The organism is Billgrantia sp. NRB1 (assembly GCF_056921725.1).
Genome location: NZ_CM167783.1, coordinates 3,975,764 through 3,998,849, shown reverse-complemented (window position 1 = coordinate 3,998,849; position 23,086 = coordinate 3,975,764). Strand labels below are relative to the sequence as shown.

24 protein-coding genes are annotated in these 23,086 nt (G+C 67.3%); 11 read left to right on the top strand and 13 right to left on the bottom strand.

Features of this window, described 5'->3' with window-relative positions:
• Positions 1-9 precede the first annotated feature (9 nt).
• Positions 10-2,097, top strand: a complete 2,088-nt coding sequence (locus ACZIYR_RS18315; RefSeq protein WP_483527649.1) for a methyl-accepting chemotaxis protein — start codon at positions 10-12, stop codon at positions 2,095-2,097.
• Positions 2,098-2,135: 38 nt separating this feature from the next.
• Here the strand turns inward: ACZIYR_RS18315 and ACZIYR_RS18310 are convergent, their stop codons facing one another.
• Positions 2,136-3,062: a LysR family transcriptional regulator gene (locus tag ACZIYR_RS18310; protein WP_483527648.1), complete on the bottom strand. Its 927-nt coding sequence runs from the start codon at positions 3,060-3,062 to the stop codon at positions 2,136-2,138.
• Between the two features lie 145 nt (positions 3,063-3,207).
• Here ACZIYR_RS18310 and ACZIYR_RS18305 point away from each other — a divergent pair, with 145 nt between their 5' ends.
• Positions 3,208-3,984 carry a ferredoxin--NADP reductase gene (locus ACZIYR_RS18305; RefSeq protein ID WP_473031767.1) on the top strand — a complete coding sequence of 259 codons (777 nt, stop codon included), beginning with the start codon at positions 3,208-3,210 and terminating at the stop codon, positions 3,982-3,984.
• A 117-nt stretch (positions 3,985-4,101) separates the two neighbouring features.
• Here the strand turns inward: ACZIYR_RS18305 and glnK are convergent, their stop codons facing one another.
• The 3 genes from glnK to ACZIYR_RS18290 all read right to left on the bottom strand — a co-directional run bounded on the left by glnK (position 4,102) and on the right by ACZIYR_RS18290 (position 6,292).
• On the bottom strand, positions 4,102-4,440 hold the full coding sequence (glnK, locus tag ACZIYR_RS18300) for a P-II family nitrogen regulator (RefSeq protein ID WP_473031766.1): 339 nt from the start codon (positions 4,438-4,440) through the stop codon (positions 4,102-4,104).
• Between the two features lie 146 nt (positions 4,441-4,586).
• Positions 4,587-5,918 (bottom strand): ammonium transporter, encoded by a 1,332-nt coding sequence (locus ACZIYR_RS18295; RefSeq protein ID WP_483527647.1) that lies wholly within the window; start codon positions 5,916-5,918, stop codon positions 4,587-4,589.
• A gap of 35 nt (positions 5,919-5,953) precedes the next feature.
• A complete protein-coding gene (locus tag ACZIYR_RS18290) occupies positions 5,954-6,292 on the bottom strand; it encodes a P-II family nitrogen regulator (protein WP_209474746.1) in 339 nt (112 codons plus the stop codon).
• A gap of 360 nt (positions 6,293-6,652) precedes the next feature.
• Here ACZIYR_RS18290 and ACZIYR_RS18285 point away from each other — a divergent pair, with 360 nt between their 5' ends.
• Together ACZIYR_RS18285 and ACZIYR_RS18280 are read left to right on the top strand one after the other, a co-directional pair.
• Entirely contained in the window at positions 6,653-6,973 is a 321-nt protein-coding gene (locus tag ACZIYR_RS18285) for an accessory factor UbiK family protein (protein ID WP_473031764.1), read from the top strand.
• Positions 6,974-7,042: 69 nt separating this feature from the next.
• Complete coding sequence (locus ACZIYR_RS18280) at positions 7,043-8,551, top strand: YifB family Mg chelatase-like AAA ATPase (protein ID WP_483527646.1); 1,509 nt, start codon at positions 7,043-7,045, stop codon at positions 8,549-8,551.
• A 26-nt stretch (positions 8,552-8,577) separates the two neighbouring features.
• Here ACZIYR_RS18280 and ACZIYR_RS18275 read toward each other — a convergent pair whose 3' ends face one another.
• Positions 8,578-9,057 carry a hypothetical protein gene (locus ACZIYR_RS18275; protein WP_483527645.1) on the bottom strand — a complete coding sequence of 160 codons (480 nt, stop codon included), beginning with the start codon at positions 9,055-9,057 and terminating at the stop codon, positions 8,578-8,580.
• Positions 9,054-10,025: an alpha/beta hydrolase gene (locus ACZIYR_RS18270; RefSeq protein WP_483527644.1), complete on the bottom strand. Its 972-nt coding sequence runs from the start codon at positions 10,023-10,025 to the stop codon at positions 9,054-9,056. The genes ACZIYR_RS18275 and ACZIYR_RS18270 overlap by 4 nt, the downstream gene beginning before the upstream one ends.
• Before the next feature lie 267 nt (positions 10,026-10,292).
• Between ACZIYR_RS18270 and ACZIYR_RS18265 the strand changes: the two genes are divergently transcribed.
• The 5 genes from ACZIYR_RS18265 (at position 10,293) to trmB (ending at position 15,160) form a co-directional block, all read left to right on the top strand.
• Positions 10,293-12,467, top strand: coding sequence for a malate synthase G (locus ACZIYR_RS18265; RefSeq protein ID WP_483527643.1), 2,175 nt, complete (start codon positions 10,293-10,295; stop codon positions 12,465-12,467).
• Positions 12,468-12,781: 314 nt separating this feature from the next.
• Positions 12,782-13,195, top strand: a complete 414-nt coding sequence (locus ACZIYR_RS18260) for a PaaI family thioesterase (RefSeq protein ID WP_483527642.1) — start codon at positions 12,782-12,784, stop codon at positions 13,193-13,195.
• Positions 13,196-13,309: 114 nt separating this feature from the next.
• Complete coding sequence (gene thiS / locus ACZIYR_RS18255) at positions 13,310-13,510, top strand: sulfur carrier protein ThiS (protein WP_473031760.1); 201 nt, start codon at positions 13,310-13,312, stop codon at positions 13,508-13,510.
• Between the two features lie 51 nt (positions 13,511-13,561).
• On the top strand, positions 13,562-14,359 hold the full coding sequence (locus ACZIYR_RS18250; RefSeq protein WP_483527641.1) for a thiazole synthase: 798 nt from the start codon (positions 13,562-13,564) through the stop codon (positions 14,357-14,359).
• A 54-nt stretch (positions 14,360-14,413) separates the two neighbouring features.
• Positions 14,414-15,160: a tRNA (guanosine(46)-N7)-methyltransferase TrmB gene (gene trmB / locus ACZIYR_RS18245; RefSeq protein ID WP_483527640.1), complete on the top strand. Its 747-nt coding sequence runs from the start codon at positions 14,414-14,416 to the stop codon at positions 15,158-15,160.
• A 249-nt stretch (positions 15,161-15,409) separates the two neighbouring features.
• On the opposite strand, the gene ACZIYR_RS18240 is transcribed toward trmB, so the two are convergent.
• Positions 15,410-16,324: an AEC family transporter gene (locus ACZIYR_RS18240; protein ID WP_473031757.1), complete on the bottom strand. Its 915-nt coding sequence runs from the start codon at positions 16,322-16,324 to the stop codon at positions 15,410-15,412.
• 108 nt (positions 16,325-16,432) lie between these two features.
• On the opposite strand from ACZIYR_RS18240, the gene ACZIYR_RS18235 reads away from it, so the two are divergent.
• Positions 16,433-16,945, top strand: coding sequence for a hypothetical protein (locus ACZIYR_RS18235; RefSeq protein WP_483527639.1), 513 nt, complete (start codon positions 16,433-16,435; stop codon positions 16,943-16,945).
• A complete protein-coding gene (locus tag ACZIYR_RS18230; RefSeq protein WP_473031754.1) occupies positions 16,942-17,538 on the top strand; it encodes an SCO family protein in 597 nt (198 codons plus the stop codon). Before ACZIYR_RS18235 ends, ACZIYR_RS18230 begins: the two co-directional genes overlap by 4 nt.
• 28 nt (positions 17,539-17,566) lie before the next feature.
• On the opposite strand, the gene ACZIYR_RS18225 is transcribed toward ACZIYR_RS18230, so the two are convergent.
• The 6 genes from ACZIYR_RS18225 to ACZIYR_RS18200 form a co-directional block, all read right to left on the bottom strand.
• The gene (locus ACZIYR_RS18225; RefSeq protein ID WP_483527638.1) at positions 17,567-18,538 is read right to left on the bottom strand and encodes an alpha/beta hydrolase family protein; all 972 of its coding nucleotides are present in this window, start codon (positions 18,536-18,538) and stop codon (positions 17,567-17,569) included.
• An 89-nt stretch (positions 18,539-18,627) separates the two neighbouring features.
• Entirely contained in the window at positions 18,628-19,305 is a 678-nt protein-coding gene (bamJ, locus tag ACZIYR_RS18220) for a BamJ family beta-barrel-assembly machinery protein (RefSeq protein WP_473031752.1), read from the bottom strand.
• Positions 19,306-19,435: 130 nt separating this feature from the next.
• Positions 19,436-19,879, bottom strand: a complete 444-nt coding sequence (locus ACZIYR_RS18215) for a universal stress protein (RefSeq protein ID WP_473031751.1) — start codon at positions 19,877-19,879, stop codon at positions 19,436-19,438.
• Between the two features lie 37 nt (positions 19,880-19,916).
• Positions 19,917-21,200 (bottom strand): TRAP transporter large permease, encoded by a 1,284-nt coding sequence (locus tag ACZIYR_RS18210; RefSeq protein WP_473031750.1) that lies wholly within the window; start codon positions 21,198-21,200, stop codon positions 19,917-19,919.
• 24 nt (positions 21,201-21,224) lie between these two features.
• Positions 21,225-21,803: a TRAP transporter small permease gene (locus ACZIYR_RS18205; protein WP_483527637.1), complete on the bottom strand. Its 579-nt coding sequence runs from the start codon at positions 21,801-21,803 to the stop codon at positions 21,225-21,227.
• 212 nt (positions 21,804-22,015) lie between these two features.
• The gene (locus ACZIYR_RS18200; protein ID WP_483527636.1) at positions 22,016-23,032 is read right to left on the bottom strand and encodes a TRAP transporter substrate-binding protein; all 1,017 of its coding nucleotides are present in this window, start codon (positions 23,030-23,032) and stop codon (positions 22,016-22,018) included.
• Between the last annotated feature and the right edge of the window lie 54 nt (positions 23,033-23,086).

Below are 23,086 nucleotides of genomic sequence, written 5' to 3'. Positions count from 1 at the left end.
GGGGAGTTCATGCACTTCACATCAATCCGCCGTTTCGTCATCGCCCTGGCAGGCCCTTGCCTGCTGGTGGTCGTGGTGGCGATGGTGGCCTACTCCCTGGTGGCGTCTTCGCGCACCCAGGAAACGGTGGCCTCCCGTACTGAAGAGCTGATGCGCGACTCAATCGATGAGCGCCTGGCATCGCTGGCGGCGTCCCGTGCGGTGGAAATTCGGCGCCGTCTGGAAGAGCCGCTGCGGGTCGCCCAGATGCTTGCCCAGACCAATGCCCTGATGGGCCGCGAGGATGCGCAGGGGCGCCCCCTGCTGTGGATGGACCGTGACGAGCTCTCGACGCTGATGCGTGAGACCCTGGTGGCCCATCCCGACTTGGTCGATGTCTATATCGGCTGGGAGCCCGATGCCTTCGATCGAGATCGCTTCCATGCCGGGCGCGAAGCGGACGGCTATGAACAAGAGACCGGCCGCTTCATGCCCTGGTGGTACCGTGACGCCGATGGTGCGATCGACGTGCTGCCCCTGGGCGACACCCTCGAGAGTGAAGCGCTGCTGCCTTCCGGTGTTCGCGAAGGGGAGTACTACCTCTGTGTGCGGGAGAACGAGGCGCCTTGCATCATCGATCCGGCCGCCTATGCGTTCGGCGACCAGACCCTGATGGTCACCTCCTTCAATGTGCCGGTAATGGTGGAGGGCGACTTCCGCGGCGTGGCCGGGGCCGATCTTTCGGTGGATTTCATTCAGGGGCTGCTGGAGGCGGCCAATGACGAGCTCTACGACGGTGCTGGCGAGATGGCCCTGGTGGCCGATGGCGGCGGGGTGGTGGCGCATACCGGCGCCGGCGATCGTCTCGGTGAGCCCGCCGAGGCGGTGATGGGCAGCGAGGTGGCCAGCCGAATCGCTGAGGCTCGCGACTCGGGGCAGATGATCGGGGTCGAGGCGGAGGGCTTGCTCGAGCGCTACCTCGCTTTCCCCATCGGTGACACCGATATCCACTGGACCCTGACGATTCGCCTGCCGGAGGCGGCCGTGCTGGCGGAGCTCAACGCCCTGCAGGAGGGGCTGGCCGAGCAGCGCCGCCAGGATACCCTGGGCATGAGCCTGGTGGGGCTGCTGCTGGCGGCGCTGGGTCTCCTGGCCCTGGCCTGGGTCGGCGGGCGCATCGCCCGACCGCTGCGCCATCTGGCGAGTCGCATGCGGGAGATCGCCTCCGGTGACGGCGACCTGACCCAGCGGCTGCCGGTGCGCGGACGGGATGAGGGCGCGCAGCTGGCCATCCAGTTCAATGCCTTCGCCGACAAGGTCCATGATGTCCTGGTGGAGGTACGGCGCAGCAGCGAATCGGTGCGGGTGGCCGCTTCGGAGATTGCTACCGGCGGGCAGGACCTGTCGCGGCGCACCGATAGCGCTGCCTCCAGCCTGCAGCAGACCTCCGCCTCCATGGAAGAGATCACCGGCACCGTGGCGCAGACCGCCGACTCCGCCCAGCAGGCCAACCAGCTGGCACTCTCCGCTTCCCAAGTGGCGGCCCGGGGTGGCGAGGTGGTGGGCGAGGTGGTCTCCACCATGGACGCCATCGGTGACTCCTCGCGGCAGATCGCCGAGATCGTCAACGTTATGGATGGCATCGCCTTCCAGACCAACCTGCTGGCGCTCAATGCCTCGGTGGAGGCCGCGAGGGCGGGCGAGCAGGGGCGCGGCTTCGCGGTGGTGGCCGGCGAGGTGCGCAACCTGGCGAGCCGCAGCACCACGGCGGCACAGGAGATCAAGGCGCTGATCGAAGCGTCGGATACCCGGGTCAAGGATGGGGCCAGCCTGGTGGCCCAGGCCGGCGACACCATGGCCGAGATCGTCGCCAGCGTTACCCGGGTGACCGACGTGCTGGGCGAGATCAGCTGTGCCGCCGGCGAGCAGCGTGATGGTATCGGCCAGGTCAACGTAGCGGTCAGCGAACTGGACGCCATGACCCAGCAGAATGCGGCCATGGTGGAGGAGTCGACCACCGCGGCGGTGCAGCTCCAGGAGCAGGCGGACCGGCTGGCTGAGATCATCGGCGGTTTCACCCTGCGCGGGGAGGCGGCCGACCCGTCCGGGGGGCGCTGAGCCGACTCGTCGCACGCACGCGATGCCTGTGCCCCGGCTCAGGGCACCGGGGGCAGGTCGATCTCGTCGCTTCGCCGGATCCCCTCGGTCATCTGGCGGCACAGGCGCAGGAACTCGCGCATCCCGGTGGCCAGGTACTTGTGGCGATGCCAGATGAAGGCGAACTGGCGGCTCAGGTCCAGCTCCGGGGTGGGGATCGGCACCAGGCTGCCGCGCCGGAAGGCATCGCGCAGCGCCAGCTTCGAGACGCAGCCGATGCCCAGCCCCGACTCCACCGCCCGCTTGATCCCCTCGGTATGCTCCAGCTCCAGCAGGATATTGAAGCGCCCGCGGCGGTGGCGGGCGGCCTGCTCCAGCGTCAGCCGCGTGCCCGAGCCCTGCTCGCGCATGATCCACGCCTCGCGTAGCAGCCGGTCCAGCTCCACGGGGCCCAGGCCCGCCAGCGGGTGGCGGGGGGAGCAGAACACCGCCAGCTCATCCTCCACCCAGGGCTGAGTGACCACGGCATCGTCCTCGCAGCGTCCCTCTATTAGGCCCAGATCAAGTTCATGCTGGACGATTCGTTCGATAATGGCGCTGGTGTTACGCACCTGCAGCCGCACCCGGCTGCCCGGATGGCGCTGCATGAAATCGCTGATCAACAGGGTGGCCAGGTAGTTGCCGATGGTCAGGGTCGCTCCCACATCCAGCGAGCCGACACCCTGCTGGCCGCGCAGCAGCTCCTCGATCTCCTCGCCGCGGTCGAGCAGCGCGACCGCCTTGGGCAGCAGCTGGAAGCCCAGGGCGTTGAGCTTGAGCCGCTTGCCGATGCGGTCGAGCAGCTGACAGTCGAACTGGCGCTCCAGCTCGGCCAGGGCGGTACTGGTGGCGGACTGGGAGAGGGCCAGGGCGCGAGCGGCATGGGAGACGCTCTCGTGCTGGGCCACGGCGACGAAGACTTCCAGCTGGCGAAGGGTGAAGTGCATGGTGTGGGCTCCGGAGCAGGCTATATCTATAGTATAGATAAACGTTATCCATACAATTCAATTAACAGATAACGCCGGGGCTCTTAGAATTCTCTTTATAGTTTACCGGAAGCGTTATTTCCTAATCGAATATCAAGGAGTCGGCATGAGCAAGTTTGCCTTGGAAGACGTTCTCAGCGTCCACCACTGGAACGACACCCTCTTCAGTTTCCGTACCACCCGGGAGCGCAGCCTTCGCTTCAAGAACGGCCAGTTCGTGATGATCGGCCTGGAAGTGAACGGCAAACCGCTGATGCGCGCCTACTCCATCGCCAGCCCCAACTACGAGGATCATCTGGAGTTCTTCAGCATCAAGGTGCCCGACGGCCCCCTGACCTCGCGGCTCCAGCACCTCAAGGTGGGCGACCAGATCATGGTCAGCCGCAAGCCCACCGGCACCCTGGTCACCGACGACCTGTTACCCGGCCGCAACCTCTACCTGCTCTCCACCGGCACCGGCCTTGCGCCCTTCATGAGCCTGATCCAGGACCCGGAGGTGTATGAGCGCTTCGAGAAGGTGGTGCTGGTGCACGGGGTACGCAGCGTCAGCGAGCTCGCCTACGCCGACTTCATCACCCAGGAGCTGCCGGCCCACGAGTACCTGGGCGAGGAGATCCGCGAGAAGCTGGTCTACTACCCCACCGTGACCCGCGAAGACTTCCACACCATGGGGCGTCTGACCGACCATATCCGCAGCGGCAAGCTGGCCGAGGACACCGGCCTGCCGGCGCTGGATCCCAAGCAGGATCGCGCCATGATCTGCGGCAGCCCGGCGATGCTCGACGAGACCAGCGCGCTGCTCGACGACCTGGGCTTCACCATCTCCCCGCGCATGGGCGAGCCCGGCGACTACGTGATCGAGCGCGCCTTCGTCGAGAAATAACCCGGCTGCGCCGGGAGCTATAAGCTTCAAGCCATAAGAAAACCCCATCGGCGCCGGTGGGGTTTTCTGCGTCTGGTAGCTACCTGGGCTGGGCTCTTCGCTTACAGCTTACGGCTGTCAGACGGCGTCCTTGTCGGTTTCCCCGGTGCGAATCCGGATGACCTGCTCCAGCGGAGTGACGAAGATCTTGCCGTCGCCGATTTTTCCGGTATTGGCGACCTGGGTAATGGCATCGATCACCTTCTCCGACATCTCGTCGTCCACGGCGATCTCGACCTTCACCTTGGGCAGGAAGTCGACCACGTACTCGGCGCCGCGGTAGAGCTCGGTATGGCCCTTCTGGCGGCCGAAGCCCTTGACCTCGGTGACGGTGATGCCCTGGACGCCGATTTCGGAGAGTGACTCCCTGACGTCGTCGAGCTTGAACGGCTTGATGATGGCGGTCACCAGTTTCATGGTTGTTTCCTCTTTGTCCGGGGCGGGGCTCGCGGGTCGCAGCCCGTCTTGGCGGTGGAGCGCGTTGGGCTAAAGCATACACTGCGTAGGCGGTGAAGAAAAAAGGCCCCCGAAGGGGCCTTCAAGAGACAGGCTACTGCTTGGTGCTATTCGGTGCGCGGCTTGCCCTGAACCGGCGCCTTCGGCTGCGCGGTATGGCCGCCGGTGCCGCGGCCGGTGCCGCCACCCTGCACGCTGGCGGCGCGGAACTCGGGATAGGCCTCCATGCCGCACTCGGCCAGGTCGACGCCCTCGTACTCCTCTTCTTCGCTGACGCGGATGCCCATGGCCGCCTTGAGCACCAGCCATACCACCAGGCTGGCAGCGAAGACCCAGGCGAAGATCGCCAGGCCGCCGATGATCTGGGCGCCGAAGTTGGCGTCGGCATTGGTCAGAGGCACGGCGAGCAGGCCCCAGATGCCGACCACGCCGTGCACCGAGATGGCGCCGACCGGGTCGTCGATCTTCAGCTTGTCGAGACCGACGATGGAGGCCACCACGATGGCGCCGCCCACGCCGCCGATCAGGGTGGCAGCCAGCGCCGAGGGGGCCAGGGGTTCGGCGGTGATGGCCACCAGGCCGGCTAGCGCACCGTTCAGCGCCATGGTCAGGTCGGCCTTGCGGAACCACAGCTTGGCCAGGACCAGGGCGGCGATCACCCCGCCGGCGGCGGCGGCGTTGGTGTTGACCAGCACCTGGGCGACGTTGTTGGCGGAGTCGACGTCGGAGACCTTGAGCTCGGAGCCGCCGTTGAAGCCGAACCAGCCCATCCACAGGATGAAGGTGCCCAGGGTGGCCAGCGGCAGGTTGGCGCCGGGAATGGCGTAGATGCTGCCGTCCTTGCCGTACTTGCCCTTGCGCGGGCCAAGGATCAGCACGCCGGCCAGGGCCGCGGAGGCGCCCGCCATGTGGACGATGCCGGAGCCGGCAAAGTCAGCGAAGCCGAGCTCATCGAGCCAGCCCTCGCCCCAGGTCCAGTAGCCGGATACCGGGTAGATGAAGCCGGTCATGACCACGGCGAAGGCGAGGAAGGCCCACAGCTTCATGCGCTCGGCCACGGCCCCGGAGACAATGGACATGGCGGTGGCCACGAACACCACCTGGAAGAAGTAGTCGGCCCGCATGGAGTAGTAGGGGGCGTCGTCGCCGCCGGCCAGCACCGCATCCACGCTGTTTTCGCCGCCGAGCAGGAAGCCCAGGTTGGGCAGCAGGCCCCCGGCGCTGCTCGAGTACATGATGTAGTAGCCGACCAGCAGGTACATGGTGCAGGCGATGGCGAACAGGGCGATGTTCTTGGTGAGGATCTCGGCGGTGTTCTTGGAGCGCACCAGGCCGGCCTCGAGCATCGAGAAGCCGGCGGCCATCCACATCACCAGCACGCCGCAGATCAGAAAGTAGAAGGTATCGAGCGCATAGCTCAGTTCGGTGAGTTCCGTCATTGGAATGTCTCCATGGCTCAGAAAAAGTCCGGTGATCAGACGGCTTCGGCGCCGCGTTCACCGGTGCGGATACGGATCACGTCCTCCAGCGGGGTGACGAAGACCTTGCCGTCGCCGATCTTGCCGCTGTTGGCGGCGCTGCAGATGGCGTCGAGCACGCTCTCGAGCCGCGAGTCGTCCACGGCGACCTCGACCTTGACCTTGGGCAGGAAGTCGACCACGTACTCGGCGCCGCGGTAGAGCTCGGTATGGCCCTTCTGGCGGCCAAAGCCCTTGACCTCGGTGACGGTGATGCCCTGGACGCCGTTGTCGGCCAGCGCCTCGCGGACGTCGTCGAGCTTGAACGGCTTGATGATGGCGGTGATGAGTTTCATCTCGAATCTCCTGGACGGTATGGCAGGGCGGCGGCGGCCGCCCGAGGGTTCGCTAATGCTGCCAAGCCAGATTCGTGCCACCTGCCGTTTTACGTCATTACTTTCATGGTGTTGCCCATTTACGGGGGGCGTGGTCGCCGTCCGCGGGGAGGCGGAGCCGGCGCGAATGCACCAGGCCGGTGCCGGGTGCGGGTGCAGCTGCCTCATGACGGGGCATCCGGGGCGGTTGCCGTGTGAATAGCGAGGGGCGAGGAGGGCAGACGATCCGCGATGGGCCTGGCGGAGCATCACGGGGAATGCGTGGCCGCCGGGCCTTGCGTATCCTGTAGGCAGTCATTTATCGCATCGGGAGAGATCAGCATGGTGAGTCATGACCACATCAGCCGCCTGGCCCAGCAGCTGGGCGAGCGCCTGCAGGGAGCGTCCCAGGCGCCGGAGGAGTTCCAGAAAGGGGTTCAGCAGGTGGTGCGCGGCGCCTTCGACCGGCTGGAGCTGGTATCCCGGGAGGATTTCGACATCCTGATGGATGTGCTGCAGCGCACGCGCATTCGCGTCGAGGCGCTGGAGCAGCAGGTCGCCGCCCTGGAGCAGGCGCTCGATGCCCGCGCCGGCGAGCCCGCCGCCGATGCCACGCCCCCGGCACCCGAGGAGGACGCCGGCGCGGGCGAGACCGGCCGCTAAGCGAGGCGTGGGCGGCCCGGGGAGGGGGCTGCTACGCTGAGGGCGTTACCACCGACTGCGAGGGACCGCATGACGCTGGCCATCATCGCCACCCGTGCCGGCCTGGGGCTGGAAGCGCCCGAGGTGCTGGTAGAAGTCCATCTGGCCAACGGCCTGCCGGGCATGACCCTGGTGGGCCTGCCCGAGGCCGCCGTCAAGGAGAGCCGTGAGCGGGTGCGCAGCGCCCTCCTCAATGCCGGCTTCGACTTTCCCAATACTCGCCGTATCGTGCTCAATCTGGCGCCCGCCGACCTGCCCAAGGTCGGCGGGCGCTTCGATCTGCCCATCGCCCTGGGCATCCTGGTCGCCTCCGGCCAGCTCCCAGTGGAGGCGCTCTCGGGGGTCGAGAGCGTGGGCGAGCTAGCGCTGGACGGCCGGCTGCGACCGATCAGCGGGGTGCTGCCGCTGGCACTCGCCGCCCGCCAGGCCGGCCGCAAGCTGATCGTGCCGCGGGAGAACGCCGATGAGGCGGCCCTGGCCGGGGACCTTCAGGTACTGCCCGCGGATCACCTGCTGGAGGTGGTGGCGCATCTGCTGGGGCAGACGCCGATAGAGGCGCACCGTCTTGCCGTGCCGCCCTTGGCCGCCACGATCGACGCTGACTTGGCCGAGGTGCGCGGGCAGCACCAGGCGCGCCGTGCCCTGGAGATCGCTGCGGCCGGGTCGCATAACCTATTGTTTTCCGGTCCGCCCGGGACCGGCAAGACCATGCTCGCCAGCCGCCTGCCGGGGATCCTGCCGCCGCTCACCGAGGACGAAGCGCTTGAGGTGGCGGCGATCCGCTCGGTGTGCGGCCTGTCGCTGGCCGATCAGTGGGGCCGGCGCCCCTTTCGCGCCCCGCACCACACCGCCAGCGCCGTGGCTCTGGTGGGGGGCGGCTCCTGGCCGCGCCCGGGCGAGATTTCGCTGGCCCATCACGGGGTGCTGTTCCTCGATGAGCTGCCCGAGTTCAGCCGCCATGTGCTGGAGGTGATGCGCGAGCCGATGGAGTCCGGGCGTATCCACATCGCCCGGGCCAGCCATGAGCGACGCTTCCCGGCCCGTTTCCAGCTGGTGGCAGCCATGAATCCGTGCCCCTGCGGCCACCTGGGTGATCCCCGCCAGGCCTGCCACTGTACCGCCGCCCAGATCCAGCGCTATCAGTCTCGGCTCTCCGGCCCGCTGCTCGACCGTATCGACCTGCAGGTGGAGGTGCCGGCGCTACCGCCGGAGCAGCTGACCGCCCGCGAGACCGGGGAGAGTTCGGCCAGCGTGCGCGAGCGGGTGATGGCGGCGCGCGAGCGGCAGTATGCCCGGGGCGCGCTCAACGCCCACCTGGGCAGCCGCGCGCTGGAGGCCGCCTGCGCCCTGTCCACGGCGGATCGCACCTGGCTGGCCGGGGTGCTGGAGCGGCTCAAGCTCTCGGCGCGGGCCTATCACCGGGTGCTGCGCGTGGCGCTGACCCTCGCCGACCTGGCCGGCAAGCCGCGTCCCGAGCGGGACGAGCTGATGGAGGCCATCGGCTATCGGCAGCTGGATCGCCAGCTCCGGCAAGGCTGAGAGGGGCGGGCGACGGGAATGCGCGGCTATAGCGCCGTGGCGTCGAAGGCGCCCTCGATCTCGGTCTGCCAGACGGCGGCCTCCGCGTCGGGGCGCTGCAGCGTCAGCGTCAGTCGGTAGGGCAGCAGGTCGCGGTCCGAGAGGCGCAGTCGGGGGCTTGTGGCTTCCAGCCGGCTCGCCAGCCACCAGTGCTGGGCGCTGCCTTCGCCGGCCATGTCGTCGTGCCAGTCCAGCACCTGGGGGCCGGACGTAGCGCTGAGCAGGCCGCGGGTCAGGCTTTCGAGAAAGCGCTCGGTGTCGATCTCCAGATCGCTGTCCACCTCGGGGCGCGGCAGCAGCAGCACCTGATCGCTGGGGGGCTGAAGCTCGGCCACGTCCATCACCCGCTCGGCGGCCCGCTCGCTGAGGTTCAGCAGCGCCCGGCGCACCGGATCGGGCTCCGGCGGCGGTGCGGCGCAGCCGGCCAGCAGCAGTGCCGTCGACAGGGCGAGGGCGAGCGCTCTCACGGGTCGCCCGCCGCGCGGTCAGCGCGGGGCTCCAGGTCGCCAATGAAATCGTCCAGCGCCGTGAACAGGGCCTGGCGAATCGGCTCGGCCTCGTTGACCAGGTGATGGCGCGCCTCGGGGTGGCGGTGAATGCGCGCCTGGGGAAATTTCTGCGCGAGCACCGACAGGTTCCACTCCCAGTCGACGGTCAGGTCCTGCTCGCCCTGCAGGATCAGGGTCGGCACGTGGCTGGGCGGCAGCGCCAGCAGCTCGGGCATCCACCGACGCATGGCGCTGACCCAGTTGACCGACAGGTGCTCGGGCTGCAGCGGGTCCTGCTCGCGCAGGAAGGCGGCGAACTCGGCGTCGGTAGAGTTCTCGTGAAAGCGGCGAGGCAGGGTGCGAACGAAGGGGCCCATCAACAGGTGCAGCCAGCTCGACTGCGACCAGCCCCAAGGGCGCACCAGGGGGGCCAGCAGGGCCAGCCCCGACCAGTGACCGTCGTCGGGACGGCTCAGGGCATCGGTGGCCAGAATCGCCGCGCCGGTGCTCTGGCCGACGCCGAGCCAGGGGCGTGGTGCCAGCCCCCGGTCGCTGAGCTGGTCCTGAAGCGCCCGCAGGCAGTCGCCGTAGTCGCCGAAGTCGTCGATGCAGGCGCGCCGGCCGCTGGAGAGGCCGTGGCCCGGCAGGTCCCACAGCACCACCCGCCAGCGGCGCTCCAGCAGTTGCTCCAGCAGGTGGCGATAGAGCCCCAAGTGGTCGAAGTAGCCGTGCACCACGAAGGCCGTACCCACGGCTTCCCGGGGGCTCCAGACCTGGGTCCAGAGCTGGAATCGCGCCGTGTCCAGGTAGCCGACGTAGAGCCCCACGTGCTCGGTGAGCAGCGGCGCCAGCCCGTAGTGCTGCAGGTAATCGTCCAGCGGCTGCCCGCGCTCGTTGACGAAGGGAGCGACCGGCCCCAGGGCCTGCAGCGCGGTGAAGTCGGTCATGGCGTCCTCCAGCGGGTCAACACGTGCTTTCCTTGAATCCTAGCGACCGACGGGGCCGTCGGGATAGCGTCTATTCGAAAAAGGAGGACGGATCCTGTCCAATTGGTCAGAAAGTCGGGCCTTCGCCCTATGTCTAGTAGGGTAGACCCTCCCCCGGGTTTACAGATGGAACAGTTTTCCACAAAATTGGCGCCTTCGCAGTGGTATCATCCCACGACATGCGGCTGGCCGAGGCAGGAACGGCCGCCACGCACGAGGAGACTTCCCATGTCCGAACGCGTCACTCGCCATCGTCTCCAGGTGGCCGCTGAACTGGACCGCTTTATCAACGACCAGGCCCTTCCGGGCACCGGTATCGACGCCGACGCCTTCTGGGCCGGCGTGGATGCGCTCTTTCATGATTTGACACCCAAGAACCGCGAGCTGCTCGATGAGCGTCAGCGCCTGCAGGAGCGGCTCGACGCCTGGCACCGCGAGCACCCCGGCCCGGTAGGCGACATGGCCGGCTACCGTGCCTTCCTGAAGGAGATCGGCTATCTGGTGGACCCGCCGGCCCAGGTCAAGGTGACCACCGCGGGCGTCGACCGCGAGATTGCCGTGCAGGCCGGTCCGCAGCTGGTGGTGCCGGTGAGCAATGCCCGCTATGCGCTGAACGCCGCCAACGCCCGCTGGGGCAGTCTCTACGACGCCCTCTACGGCACCGACGCCATCTCGGAGGAGGACGGTGCCGAGAAAGGTGCGAGCTTCAACCCCAAGCGCGGCGAGAAGGTGATCGCCTACGCTCGCGGCGTATTGGACCGCGCCGCCCCGCTGGCCACCGGCTCCCACCGCGACGCCGTCAAGTACGCGCTGCGTGACGGCCATCTGGTGGTGACCCTGGAGGGCGGTCGTGAGACCGGCCTCAAGTCGCCCGGCAAACTGGTGGGCTACCGCGGCGATGCCGCACGTCCGGAGGCCATCCTGCTGGTCAATCACGACCTGCATCTGGAGATCCAGATCGACCCCGAGCATCCCATCGGCAAGACCGACCCGGCCGGCGTCAAGGACCTGGTGGTGGAGGCGGCGCTGACCGCCATCATGGACTGCGAGGACTCAGTGGCGGCGGTGGATGCCGAGGACAAGGTCGGGGTCTATCGCAACTGGTTGGGGCTGATGAAGGGCGATCTGGAAGAGCAGGTCGAGAAGGGCGGCAAGACCGTCGCCCGTCGCCTCAGCGACGACCGCGAGTACACCGCCCCGGACGGCGGCAAGCTGACCCTGCCGGGCCGCTCGCTGATGTTCGTGCGCAACGTCGGCCACCTGATGACCAATCCGGCGGTGCTCGACGCCGAGGGCAACGAGCTGCCCGAGGGCATCCTCGATGGCATCGTCACCGGCCTGATCGCCCTGCACGACCTGAAGAAGGGTGAAGGCGAGCCGCGCAACTCCCGCGAGGGCTCCGTCTACATCGTCAAACCGAAGATGCACGGTCCGAAAGAAGTGGCCTTCTCCAACGAGCTGTTCGGCCGCGTCGAGGACCTGCTGGGCATGGCCCGCGACACCCTGAAGATGGGCATCATGGACGAGGAGCGCCGCACCACCGTCAATCTCAAGGCGTGTATCAACGAGGCCGCCTCCCGGGTGGTGTTCATCAACACCGGCTTCCTGGACCGCACCGGCGACGAGATGCACACCGCCATGGAAGCGGGCCCGATGATCCGCAAGGGCGACATGAAGGGGGCCGCCTGGATCGGCGCCTACGAGAAGAACAACGTCCAGGTTGGCCTGGCCTGCGGCCTGCGCGGCCACGCCCAGATCGGCAAGGGCATGTGGGCCATGCCGGACCTGATGGCCGCCATGCTCGAGCAGAAGATCGGCCACCCCAAGGCCGGTGCCAACACCGCCTGGGTGCCCTCGCCCACCGCGGCCACCCTGCACGCCCTGCACTACCATCAGGTGAGCGTCATCGAGGTGCAGCGCGAACTGGAGGGGCTGGGCGAGCCGGACTACCTCGATGAACTGCTCACCGTGCCGGTGGCTGCCGAGGCCAGCTGGTCCGACGAGGAGGTCCAGCAGGAGCTCGACAACAACTGCCAGGGGATCCTCGGCTACGTGGTGCGCTGGGTCGAGCACGGCGTGGGCTGCTCCAAGGTGCCGGATATCCACAACGTCGGCCTGATGGAGGACCGCGCGACCCTGCGGATCTCCAGCCAGCACATCGCCAATTGGCTGCACCACGGGGTGGTGGACGCCGAGCGCGTCCGTGCGACCCTGGAGCGCATGGCCAAGGTGGTCGACGAGCAGAATGCCGACGATCCCACCTACACGCCGATGAGCGCGGACTTCGCCGGCTCCACCGCCTTCCAGGCCGCCAGCGACCTGATCTTCAAGGGGCGCGAGCAGCCGTCCGGCTACACCGAGCCGCTGCTGCACCACTGGCGCGCCGTGCACAAGGCGAAATAATGGTTCATCACACTTTTGCGTGAACATGTTTGGCAGGTTTGGTGGTGGGAGGCCGGCTCTGCCGGGCGAAGGCGCCGGAGGCGCCCCATGGGTAGCGCTGCGCGCTACTTCGCGAGCTGAAGCTCCCTCCCACATAGCCCGTTCACGCCAGTCTGCGAAGAACCGAAAAAATCGGCGAGGTTCGAGGTTCGAGGTTCGAGGTTCGAGGTTCGAGGTTCGAGGTTCGAGGTTCGAGGGGCGCCCCGGGTATCTGCTCGGGGCGCTTTCGGTTATGTTGACGAGTTATCGCTGACCCCCACGCAAGGAGCCCGCCCATGACCGTGATGACCGCCGCCGCCATCGAGGATTTTCTCGATGAGGTCTTCCCGCAACGCGCCGGGACCATCGAGGGGGTCGACCATATGCGAGCCACCATGAGCCTGGCCATCGAGGATGAGCACCTGCGCCCCGGGGCGAGCGTTTCCGGTCCCACCCTCATGGGGCTGGCGGATGTCTGCCTCTACGTGGCGATCCTCGCCCAGATCGGCCCCGAGCCCATGGCCGTGACCAGCGACCTGCACTGCCGCTTCCTGCGTCGGCCCCGGGGCGATCGCGACGTGATCGCCAATGCGCGACTGCTCAAGCTGGGGCGCCGCCTGGCGGTGGGCGAGGTGCAGCTCTACTCGGCCGGCGACGAGGCCCCGGTGGCGCTGGTGACGGCCACCTATGTGCTGCCGGACTCGGACTGATCAGCGCCCCTGCCAGTGGGACTCCCCGCTGGGCAGTGCGGCTCACCGTACCCCGGTGGCGCCGAACCGGCTACAATGTGGGGCCGCGACAGTCGTCAACGCAGAGAGGACGCCATGCAGATTCAGCTCAACGGCGAGCCCCGCGACCTGGCCGCCGACCTCACGGTGGCGCAGCTGGTCGCGACCCTGGGCCTGAGTGGCCGACGCATCGCCGTGGAACTCAACGAGGACATCGTGCCGAAAAGCGAGCACGAGGCGGTGCGCCTGAGGGAGGGAGACCGGGTCGAGATCGTCCACGCCATCGGCGGCGGATAAATCGAGCCGCTGGATTCGCCCTACTCCGATCATTAGACAAAGGCACACTCGATGACAGACATCTTTCAGGACCAGCCGCTGCGCGTCGCCGGGCGTGAATTCGCCTCCCGGTTGCTGGTCGGAACCGGCAAGTACAAGGACTTCGACGAGGCCGCCGAGGCCATTGCCGCCTCCGCCGCCGAGGTGGTCACTTTCGCCGTGCGCCGCACCAATCTGGGGCAGGAGGCCGGCGAGCCCAATCTGCTCGACGTGGTGCCGCCGGAGCGCTTCACCCTGCTGCCCAACACCGCCGGCTGCTACACGGCCAAGGACGCGGTGCGCACCTGCAAGCTGGCGCGCGAGCTGCTCGACGGCCATCGGCTGGTCAAGCTCGAGGTGCTGGGCGACGACGGCACCCTCTATCCCAACGTGGTGGAGACCCTCAAGGCCGCCGAGGAGCTGATCGCCGACGGCTTCGACGTCATGGTCTACACCAGCGACGATCCTATCGTCGCCCGTGAGCTCGAGCGGCTGGGCTGCTGCGCGATCATGCCGCTGGGCTCGCTGATCGGCTCCGGCCACGGCATCCAGAACCCTCACAACATCCGCCTGATCATCGAGCAGGCCGGCGTGCCGGTGCTGGTGGACGCCGGGATCGGCACCGCCTCGGATGCTGCCATGGCCATGGAGCTGGGCTGCGACGGCGTGCTGATGAACTCGGCCATTGCCCACGCACGCCAGCCGGTACTGATGGCCAGCGCCATGAGAAAGGCCGTCGAGGCGGGGCGCGAGGCCTTCCTGGCCGGGCGCATGCCGCGCCGCCAGAGCGCCGATCCCTCCTCCCCCTTCACCGGCCGGATCAACGGCTGAGTGGCCGATCACAAGCCCAGAACGAGCGTCCAGAACGAGAGTCCCGACTGCCCCATGACTGACCCCTCGCGCCAAGACAGCCCCTCGACCACCGGCCCGGAAGGGCCGGAGGCCCCCCTGCACCGCCGCGGTATCAAGAGCTATGTGCTGCGCGCCGGGCGCATGACCCAGGCTCAGACCCGAGGCCTCGAGGAGGTCTGGCCCCGGCTGGGGCTCACCCTGGCGGATGGTCGGCAGGACCTGGATGCGCTGTTCGGGCGGCGGGCGCCGCGGGTGGTGGAGATTGGCTTTGGCATGGGCGCCTCGCTGATCGAGCAGGCCGAGACCCATCCCGATACCGACTTCATCGGCATCGAGGTGCACGCCCCGGGCGTTGGCAAGCTGCTCGACGAGGCCGACAAGCGCGGCTTGACCAACCTGCGCGTCTATCGCGAGGACGCCCTGCGAGTGCTCGAGGAGTGTCTGCCCGAGGCGAGCCTCGACACCCTGCAGCTGTTTTTCCCCGACCCCTGGCCGAAGAAGAAGCACCACAAGCGGCGCATCGTGCAGCCCGCCTTCGTGGCGCTGATTCGCACCCGGCTCAAGCCCGGGGGCACCCTGCACATGGCCACCGACTGGCAGGCCTATGCCGAGTGGATGGCCGAGGTGATGGACGCCGCGCCGGGCTATGCCAATACCGCCGCGCCGGACACCGCCCCCTATGTGCCGCGGCCCGAGTTTCGGCCGCTGACCAAGTTCGAGGCCCGCGGCGAGAAGCTCGGGCACGGGGTCTGGGACCTGATCTACCGCCGGGTCGATTGAACCGCCGCCGCTGCTCCTCCTGACAACGATGGCCCGCAGTTCATTCTGCGGGCCGTCGTCTTTTTCAGCGCAGCAAAAAAAAGCGCCCTCGGGGAGGGCGCAGGCAAGACCGTGACTAGCAATGAGGGGGGAGAAACCATGGAGGGAAACTGACGGCTTCCCTCATGGGTGTGGCGCCTCATCAACGCCACGCCCTTACTGTAATCCATTCTCATTACCTTTGTCAAAGCAAATGCGAATATTTTTTATCTATCCCGCCAGCTGCAGCCATAGCGGCAGCGTTGCCATGGCCAGCAGCGTCTGGCCAGTGATCAGCGCGGCCATCAGCTCGGCGTCGCCGCCCAGCTGGCGGGCCAGGATATAGGCCGAGGTGGCGGTGGGCAGGGCGGCGAACAGCAGCGCCACGTCGCGGCTCACGGCATCCAGCCCCAGCACCAGGGCCAGGGCCAGCACCAGGGTCGGCATCAGCACCAGCTTGACCAGGTTGGCGGCCCAGACGCCGCGGTCCAGCCGCATCAGGGCGCGGGGTCGCAGCGCGACCCCGACGGCCACCAGCCCCAGGGGCAGCGCGGCGCGGCCCAGCAGCTCCACCGTGGCACCGCTCCAGCCGGGCAGGCCGATGCCGGTCAGGTTCAGGGCGATGCCCAGCAGGCAGGCCAGGATCAGTGGGTTGCGTACCAGGGCGGCGAGACTCTTGCCCAGGCTGGAGGGGCCCAGGGTGCCGGCGGCGATGAAGCTGGCCACGCACAGCACGTTGACCACTGGCACCATCAGCGCCACGGCTACCGCCGCCACGGTAGCGCCGGGAGCGCCATGCAGGGCGGCGGCCCCGGCCACCCCTACATAGGTGTTAAAGCGCAGGGCGCCCTGGAAGACCGAGGTGAAGGCGGCAGGCTCGAGGGCCAGCCTGCGGCGCGTCACCCAGAGCAGTGCGCCGAAGGCGAGCATGGCGCCCAGCAGCGTCAGGGCCAGCCGGGTCACCGGCACCTGGGCAACGTCGGCGGTGGCCAGGGTGGCGACCAGCATGGCGGGAAACAGCAGGAAATAGATCAGCCGCTCCAGCTGTGGCCAGAAGTCGTCGCCGGGCTGCCTTAGCCAGCCCAGCAGGTAGCCGAGCAGGATCAGCAGGAACAGGGGGCCCAGTGCGCCCAAGACGCTATCCATGTCGTTCTCCTTGGTCCTTGGCTGCGACATCTGCTCACGGTCGGTCGGGAGCAAATGCTGTTAAGCTTACCCTCTGTCCCCCTTCATTGAAGTGCTGCTTTCGCCGTCATGAGCTCCTCCTCACTGCATGAGACCGCCGCACCCCGTTTCCCGAGGCTGCGCCTGATGATGCTGGCCACCCTGATCACCCTGGGCGTGGCGCTATGGTATCTTGCCGCTCATCTGGTGCGCGACGGCCAGGCGGTCAGCTGGGCCAGCGGTGACGCCGCCTGTGACTTGCACGATTCGGCCTGTACGGCGACCCTGGGGGAGGGCCGAGCGATAAGTCTCTCGGTGGCGACGCCGAACGGCATTCGGGCGCTGGAGCCGCTGCCGCTGACGGTGACCCTGGAGGGCATGGAGGCCAGCGCCGTGCACGTGGACTTCGTCGGCCGCGACATGGACATGGGCTTGCACCGCTTCCCCCTGGAGCGCCAGGAAGACGGTCGCTTCCAGGGGCTGGGGCAGGTAGCCATCTGCACCCAGGCGGTGATGCCCTGGCAGGCCCGCGTGGTGGTGGAGACGACAGGGGAGCGGCTTGGCGGCCGATTCGATTTCGAGGTGGAGCGGAGTAGACCATGAAGCGACAAGGGATCTGGGCGGCACTGGGTGTCGCTGTCGTGCTGGTCGTCGCCCTCGGCGGCTATGGCTGGTACCAGCAGCAGGGCGGGGAGAGCGGCGAGCCGCAGGGCGGGCCGGTGGAGCTGGCTTCGACTCAGGGCGACTTCTCGCTGGCCCAGCTCGAGGAAGACCAGCTGGCGGTGATGTTCTTCGGCTACACCTACTGTCCCGATGTATGCCCGATCAGCATGGCGGTGGTGCGGCAGGTCATGCAGCAGCTGGATGAGCCCTATCGCGACCGGGTGGTGCCGCTGATGATCACGGTGGACCCCGAGCGCGATACCGTCGAACGACTGCGCGAGTACGCCGGCTACTTCGGCGATGAGTTCATCGGCGCGACCGGCAGCGATGCCGAGCTCGCCGACGTCATGGAGCGCTACGGGGTGGTGCGGCGCCGTGTCGAAGCGCCGGACTCGGCGCTGGAGTACACCATCGACCACAGCTCGTCGCTCTACCTGGTGGACCGTCACGGTGAAATTCGCCAGCGGGTGCTCTATTCGCCGACGCCGCATGCCCTGCGCTCGGCGCTGGAGAGCCAGCTGGGCACGGGCTGAGATAGCGTCCCAGGCGATGGCCCGGGCGTCAGCGGCGGTCGTCGTCGGGCGCTTCCATCAGGCGGTCGAGCATGGCCATCAGCGCCCTGACCTGGGTCCCTTCCCGGGTATCGTGGAGCGGGTCGAGCTGCCAGCTGCTCTCGGCGAAGCCCCACCAGTCCCAGCAGCCCTGGGGATTGGCAAGGCTGGTTTCGGCCTGGGGATAGAGCACCAGGCGGCGATTGGCGGCGGCCCACGCATTGAGTCCGCTGTGCCTCACGAACGCCTCGCCGATCTGTTCACTGTCCATCCCGCAGCCGTGTAGGGCCAGGGTCAGGTCGCAGCCCCCCGCCTCGCAGCCCTCGGGAATCAGCAGATAGCCCACTTCGCCCAGCCCCCGGACGGCGTAGTCAGCCTGATCGAAAGGCTCGAGGCGGGCGCTATCATCTTCCGTGACCGGCGGCGACAGCTCGCCGTGCAGCCAGCTCAGCGCTTCGCCGGCAACGTCCAGGCCGCAGGCCAGCAGGTGGGTACCGCCACCGCTGCGACAGTCCGCCAGGTGGCGCGGTGGGATGGCGTCGCGCAGCGGCACCGGCCAGCCGTGGCCGGCATCGGGCTGCAGCACGTGCTTCAGCTGCCCGCCGGGGCTGGCCAGCCAGCCTGCCAGCTGCTCGCTCAGCGCTTCCCCCAGCGCCGGCGCCACGACGGTATCCGCTTCGCCGTGCCAGACGAAGGCGCGCAGTGCGGCCAGGTTGGTCGCCTCGCCCACCAGTCCCCTGGCCTGATAGTCGCGCAGGCGCAGGTTGATCTCGTCGAGGTCGGGGGGGCCACGGCGCGTCGACATGCACTGTCCCAGGGCGCGACCCAGCCCGCCCTGGGCACAGCTCCAGGGGCCGGCGCCCAGCACGGCCAGCCCGCTGAAGCGCTCCGGCCAGGCCACTGCCAGCTGGGTGGCCATGTAGCCCCCCGAGGAGACGCCCATCACGCTGACGGCATCCCCAGCGGCGCCGAGCCGCGGCAACTCGACCGGGCGCTCGTCGCCCAGCGCCGGCAGGGGCGTCAGCAGGGTCGTGGCGACCAGCGCCAGGACCGGGCTTCTGAGCGAGGCGATCAGTCCGTCACCTCCCGCAGCTCGACTCGGAAGATCAGCGTCTCGTTGGGGCCGATGGGGCCCTGGCCCTGGGCGCCGTAGGCGAGCTCGGCGGGAATGTAGATCATCCAGCTGTCGCCGGCGCTCATCAGCTGCAGGGCCTCCTGCCAGCCCTCGATCACCTGGTCGACCCGGAAGCTGACCGGCTCGCCGCGATCGAAGGAGCTGTCAAAGACCGTACCGTCCACCAGCATGCCCTCATAGTGCACCTCGACCTCGGACATGGGACCGGGGCTTGCGCCATCGCCGGCTTCCAGCACCTCGTACTGAAGGCCCGAGGTAGTGACCTCGACCTCGTCGCGTTCGGCATTTTCGGCCAGGAAGGCCTCCCCCTCGGCCAGGTTGAGCTCGGCCAGCTGCTCGGTCTCGGCCTGACGGCTGGCCATGGCGTCCTGCTGGAAGCGGGCCAGGGCTTCGGCCATCTCCTCGTTGCTCATGGCCAGTTCATTGTCGGCGATGACATCGCGGATGGCATCGGCGAAGGCGTCGACGTCCAGATCGGCGAAGTCCTGGATGATGCTCTGGCCGTAGGCGGCGCCCAGGCTGTAGCTGAGACGTTCTGCGTCGGTTTCGGGGGCGGCCATGGCCAAGGGGGCGGCCAGCGCCAGGGCAAGCGTGGAAGTCAGCAGAGGCTTCATGCAGAGTCCTTGTTGAAGGGATCGAGAGGCGCCCCGCTGCCGGGCGCGCCGTTCCGATAGTCGGACTCTAGCAGGGCCGGGCCGGTTCCGCACCCGCGGCGTGCGGGGGCGTGGCCGGCCCGGGGGGGGGTCAGACCACCAGGGTCGGGCAGTGGGCCGAGCCGGCCACCCGCTGGGCCACGCTGCCCAGCAGTAGGCTCTTCTCGCCGTTGGTGCCCTGAGCGCCGATGACGATCAGGTCGCACTCGCGCTTGCGGGCGAAGCGCACGATGGTGCGCGAGGGGCGCCCGCCCTTGACGAAGGCACGCAGCCTGGCGGGGTCGGCCCCCAGCTCCACCGCCTCGCTCTTGGCATGCACGGCAACCTCGGTGGCGTACTCCTTGAGAGCGTCGTCGGGAATATCCAGCTTGTCGGGCCGCACCATGGAGAGCGAGGCCTCCAGCAGGCTGTGGTGCTTGAACACGCACAGAATGTAGAGCTCGGCGCCGGTCAGCAGCTGCAGTCCCACGGCTTTTTCCAGCGCCTTCATGGCGCCCTTGGAGCCGTCCACCGGTATCAGTATCCGATTGAACATCGTTACCATCTCCTCAACATCGGGTCAGCCACATCGATCAGCGGAAGGCCAGGTCGCGCAGGAACAGGGCGATCTGCGGGAACATGATGATAAGCACCGCCGCCAGCACCAGCATGAACACGAAGGGTGGCGTACCGCGAATCACCTCCCAGTAGGGCCGCTTGAAGATGGCGATGGCGGTGAAAATGTCGCACCCGAAGGGTGGCGTCGCCGAGCCTATCGCCACCTGCAGGGTGATCAGCACGCCCACCAGCACCGGGTCGAGGCCGGAGGCGGCGATGGCCGGCGCGAAGATCGGTGTCAGCACCAGGATCACCACGATGGGATCGACGAACATACAGGCCACGAAAAAGGCCACACAGAGGGCGATCAGCACGCCGGTTGGCCCCGCCTCGTGGATGCCGACGGCGGACAGGATTTCCTGGGGGATCTGGGCGAAGGAGATGATCCAGGAGAACCCGTTGCCCACCGCCACCAGAATAAAGACCACGGCGGTGATCAGGCCGGTGGACTTGGCGATGGTGTAGATGTCCTGCATCTTCAGCGAGCGGAATACCACGAACTCCAGCAGCACGGCATATAGCACGCAGGCGGCGGCCGCTTCGGTGGGGCTGAAGATCCCGCCATAGATCCCGCCGACGATCAGCACCGGGAAGCCCAGCGGCCAGAGGGCGTCGCGGACTGCCAGGGCGCGCTCCTTCCAGGTGGACCGAGGTTCGGTCGGCACCTTCTTGACGATGGCATAGACCACGCAGTAGGCCGAGAACATGGCCAGGATCAGCAGGCCCGGCCCGATACCGGCGATGAACAGCTCACCGATGGAGGTGCCGGAGATGACCCCATAGATGATCATGCCGATGCTCGGCGGGATCAAAAAGGCGATGTCGCTGGAGTTGATGATCAGCGCCAGGGTGAAGGGATCCTTGTAACCGGCCTTGAGCATGCGCGGACGCAGCGGCGAGCCCACCGCCACCACCGTGGCCTGGGTGGAGCCGGAGACGGCGCCGAACAGGGTGCAGGAGGCCGCGGTGGAGACCGCCAGGCCGCCCTTGATGTGGCCGACGAAGCTCATGACCATGTTGATCAGGCGGTTGGCCGACTGGCCGCGGGTCATGATGTCGGCGGCCAGGATGAACATGGGCACGGCAATGAGCGCGGTGGGGCGAATGCCTCCCATCAGCTGCTGGATCAGGGTTTCCATCTGCCCGGTGCCGCCGAAGGTCATGTAGAAACCGACGAAGGCGGCGGTGGCCAGCGGGATCATCATCGGGAAGCCGAGCAGCAGCAACACGATCATGATGGTGACGATGACTGTAGTCATGATGTATTCCTCGTGAGGCCGGCGTCAGACTTCCGTTTCCGTATCCTTGTAGCCATCGACCACATGGGTCGACAGGTAGACGTCACGGGAGGTGAGGTTCTTGATGGCGGTGAGCAGGTACTGGATGCCGGTGATAGCGAAGCCGACGGGTACCCAGAGGTAGATGGTCCACACCGGGATGCTCAGCGAAGGCAGGACACGGCCGCGAGACTGGACCGTGGAGATGTAGCCGATCGAGTAGTAGCAGAGCACGAACATCACCAGCGAGGTGAACAGGGCGATGAAGATCATCAGGGCGCGCCGGCCGCCGGTGGGTAGCGCATCGTAGAAGGCCGACATGCGGATATGGCGCCCGTGGCGAGCGGCATAGCCGATACCGGCGAAGGTGATCATCACGATCAGGATGCGGTTGACCTCTTCGGAGAAGTGCAGGCTTTCGCCGAGGGCGAAGCGGCTGATCACGTTGGCGATGGTGTTGATCGCCATCAGGATCACGCCCATGGCCAGGATCACCGACTCCGCCTTGCTGATCCAGGTGTCGACGATCCCTAGCGGACCGGGGAGGGTCGATCGGTAGTTCTTCTCGGATTCTTCTTCTGTCATGAGACCGGGCTCCTGAGGGGCTTCCCTGCGCAGCGATGAATGGCTGTCCACTTGGCCCAAGGGTATGCAACCGTAGCGAGCCGCATGCCCTTATGCTTCAACGCTGATTGGCCGAGAGGCGGCAGCTGGCTGCCGCGCAGTTACGGTATGAACCACAAGGGGGCAGCCGGCCGGCTGCCCCCTTGCACGCTAGCGGTGAGTGGCCCGTGGGCTTACTCGCCGGTAACGGCTTCCAGGTCGGCCTTGAACTGCTCGAGCAGCTCGGCACCGCGCTCGCCGGTCATCTCGACGAAGCGCTCTTCGACCTGCGGGGCACGCTCGCGGAAGGCCTGGATCTCCTCCTCGTTGAGGCGGGTCACGGTGACCTCGTCGGAAGCCTCCTGGATCTTGGCCAGCGACTCCTCGGCCAGGCCCTGGATGTGCTCGATGGTGTGATCGTAGGCGGCCTCGGCCGCATCACGCACCAGCTGCTGCTCCTCTTCCGAGAGGCCGTTGTAGAAGTCCTGGTTGGCCATCATGGCGGTGGTGAACCAGCCGTGGCCGGTGAACACCAGGTGCGGCGAGACTTCGTAGAGGCCGCCGGACTCGATCCAGAAGATCGGGTTCTCCTGACCCTGGATGATGCCGGTCTGCAGGCCGCCGTAGACCTCGCCCCAGGGCAGCGGCGTCGGGGTGGCGCCGAAGGCGCGGTAGGTCTCGGAGAGCAGCGGGTTGGTCATGATACGGATGTTCTTGCCGCGCAGCTCTTCCGGGGTGCGGATGGGCTCGTCGACGGTGACGACCATCTCGCCTTCCGGGTACATCTTGAGCAGCTCGAGACCCTGCTCGGCGTAGAGCTCTGGGAACATCTCGTTGATGGCGACGCTGGTGTCGAAGAACTCGATGACGGTTTCTTCATCGGTCGGCAGCAGATAGGGCACGAAGAAGATCTGCGCCTCGGGGATCAGCGCGCCGGTGAAACCGGGTGACTGGTTGACGAACTGGAGGATGCCGGCCTGGGTCTGCTCCATGATGTCGTCAGACTCGCCGAGCTCGCCAAAGCGATAGATTTGCACGGTGTTGTCGGAGTTTTCCTCGACATACTCCTTGAAGGCGACGGCGAAGACGTCCTGGACATCACCCTCGAATTCCTCGTGCGCATAGCGCCAGTTGGCGGACTGGGCGGCGGCAGACATGCCGAACAGCAGCGCGCCAATACTGGCAGTGGTCAGCAGCTTGGTTGCCTTCATTCTTATGTTCTCCTCGCAGGTTTAGTCCCGTGAAAACAGCTTGCGTCAACAGGC

Coding starts and splice junctions, on each gene's coding strand:
- ACZIYR_RS18315 (WP_483527649.1), top strand. CDS start 10: ATGCACTTCACATCAATCCGCCGTTTCGTCATCGCCCTGGCAGGCCCT.
- ACZIYR_RS18310 (WP_483527648.1), bottom strand. CDS start 3,062: ATGCACTTCACCCTTCGCCAGCTGGAAGTCTTCGTCGCCGTGGCCCAG.
- ACZIYR_RS18305 (WP_473031767.1), top strand. CDS start 3,208: ATGAGCAAGTTTGCCTTGGAAGACGTTCTCAGCGTCCACCACTGGAAC.
- glnK (WP_473031766.1), bottom strand. CDS start 4,440: ATGAAACTGGTGACCGCCATCATCAAGCCGTTCAAGCTCGACGACGTC.
- ACZIYR_RS18295 (WP_483527647.1), bottom strand. CDS start 5,918: ATGACGGAACTCACCGAACTGAGCTATGCGCTCGATACCTTCTACTTT.
- ACZIYR_RS18290 (WP_209474746.1), bottom strand. CDS start 6,292: ATGAAACTCATCACCGCCATCATCAAGCCGTTCAAGCTCGACGACGTC.
- ACZIYR_RS18285 (WP_473031764.1), top strand. CDS start 6,653: ATGGTGAGTCATGACCACATCAGCCGCCTGGCCCAGCAGCTGGGCGAG.
- ACZIYR_RS18280 (WP_483527646.1), top strand. CDS start 7,043: ATGACGCTGGCCATCATCGCCACCCGTGCCGGCCTGGGGCTGGAAGCG.
- ACZIYR_RS18270 (WP_483527644.1), bottom strand. CDS start 10,025: ATGACCGACTTCACCGCGCTGCAGGCCCTGGGGCCGGTCGCTCCCTTC.
- ACZIYR_RS18265 (WP_483527643.1), top strand. CDS start 10,293: ATGTCCGAACGCGTCACTCGCCATCGTCTCCAGGTGGCCGCTGAACTG.
- ACZIYR_RS18260 (WP_483527642.1), top strand. CDS start 12,782: ATGACCGTGATGACCGCCGCCGCCATCGAGGATTTTCTCGATGAGGTC.
- thiS (WP_473031760.1), top strand. CDS start 13,310: ATGCAGATTCAGCTCAACGGCGAGCCCCGCGACCTGGCCGCCGACCTC.
- ACZIYR_RS18250 (WP_483527641.1), top strand. CDS start 13,562: ATGACAGACATCTTTCAGGACCAGCCGCTGCGCGTCGCCGGGCGTGAA.
- trmB (WP_483527640.1), top strand. CDS start 14,414: ATGACTGACCCCTCGCGCCAAGACAGCCCCTCGACCACCGGCCCGGAA.
- ACZIYR_RS18240 (WP_473031757.1), bottom strand. CDS start 16,324: ATGGATAGCGTCTTGGGCGCACTGGGCCCCCTGTTCCTGCTGATCCTG.
- ACZIYR_RS18235 (WP_483527639.1), top strand. CDS start 16,433: ATGAGCTCCTCCTCACTGCATGAGACCGCCGCACCCCGTTTCCCGAGG.
- ACZIYR_RS18230 (WP_473031754.1), top strand. CDS start 16,942: ATGAAGCGACAAGGGATCTGGGCGGCACTGGGTGTCGCTGTCGTGCTG.
- bamJ (WP_473031752.1), bottom strand. CDS start 19,305: ATGAAGCCTCTGCTGACTTCCACGCTTGCCCTGGCGCTGGCCGCCCCC.
- ACZIYR_RS18215 (WP_473031751.1), bottom strand. CDS start 19,879: ATGTTCAATCGGATACTGATACCGGTGGACGGCTCCAAGGGCGCCATG.
- ACZIYR_RS18210 (WP_473031750.1), bottom strand. CDS start 21,200: ATGACTACAGTCATCGTCACCATCATGATCGTGTTGCTGCTGCTCGGC.
- ACZIYR_RS18205 (WP_483527637.1), bottom strand. CDS start 21,803: ATGACAGAAGAAGAATCCGAGAAGAACTACCGATCGACCCTCCCCGGT.
- ACZIYR_RS18200 (WP_483527636.1), bottom strand. CDS start 23,032: ATGAAGGCAACCAAGCTGCTGACCACTGCCAGTATTGGCGCGCTGCTG.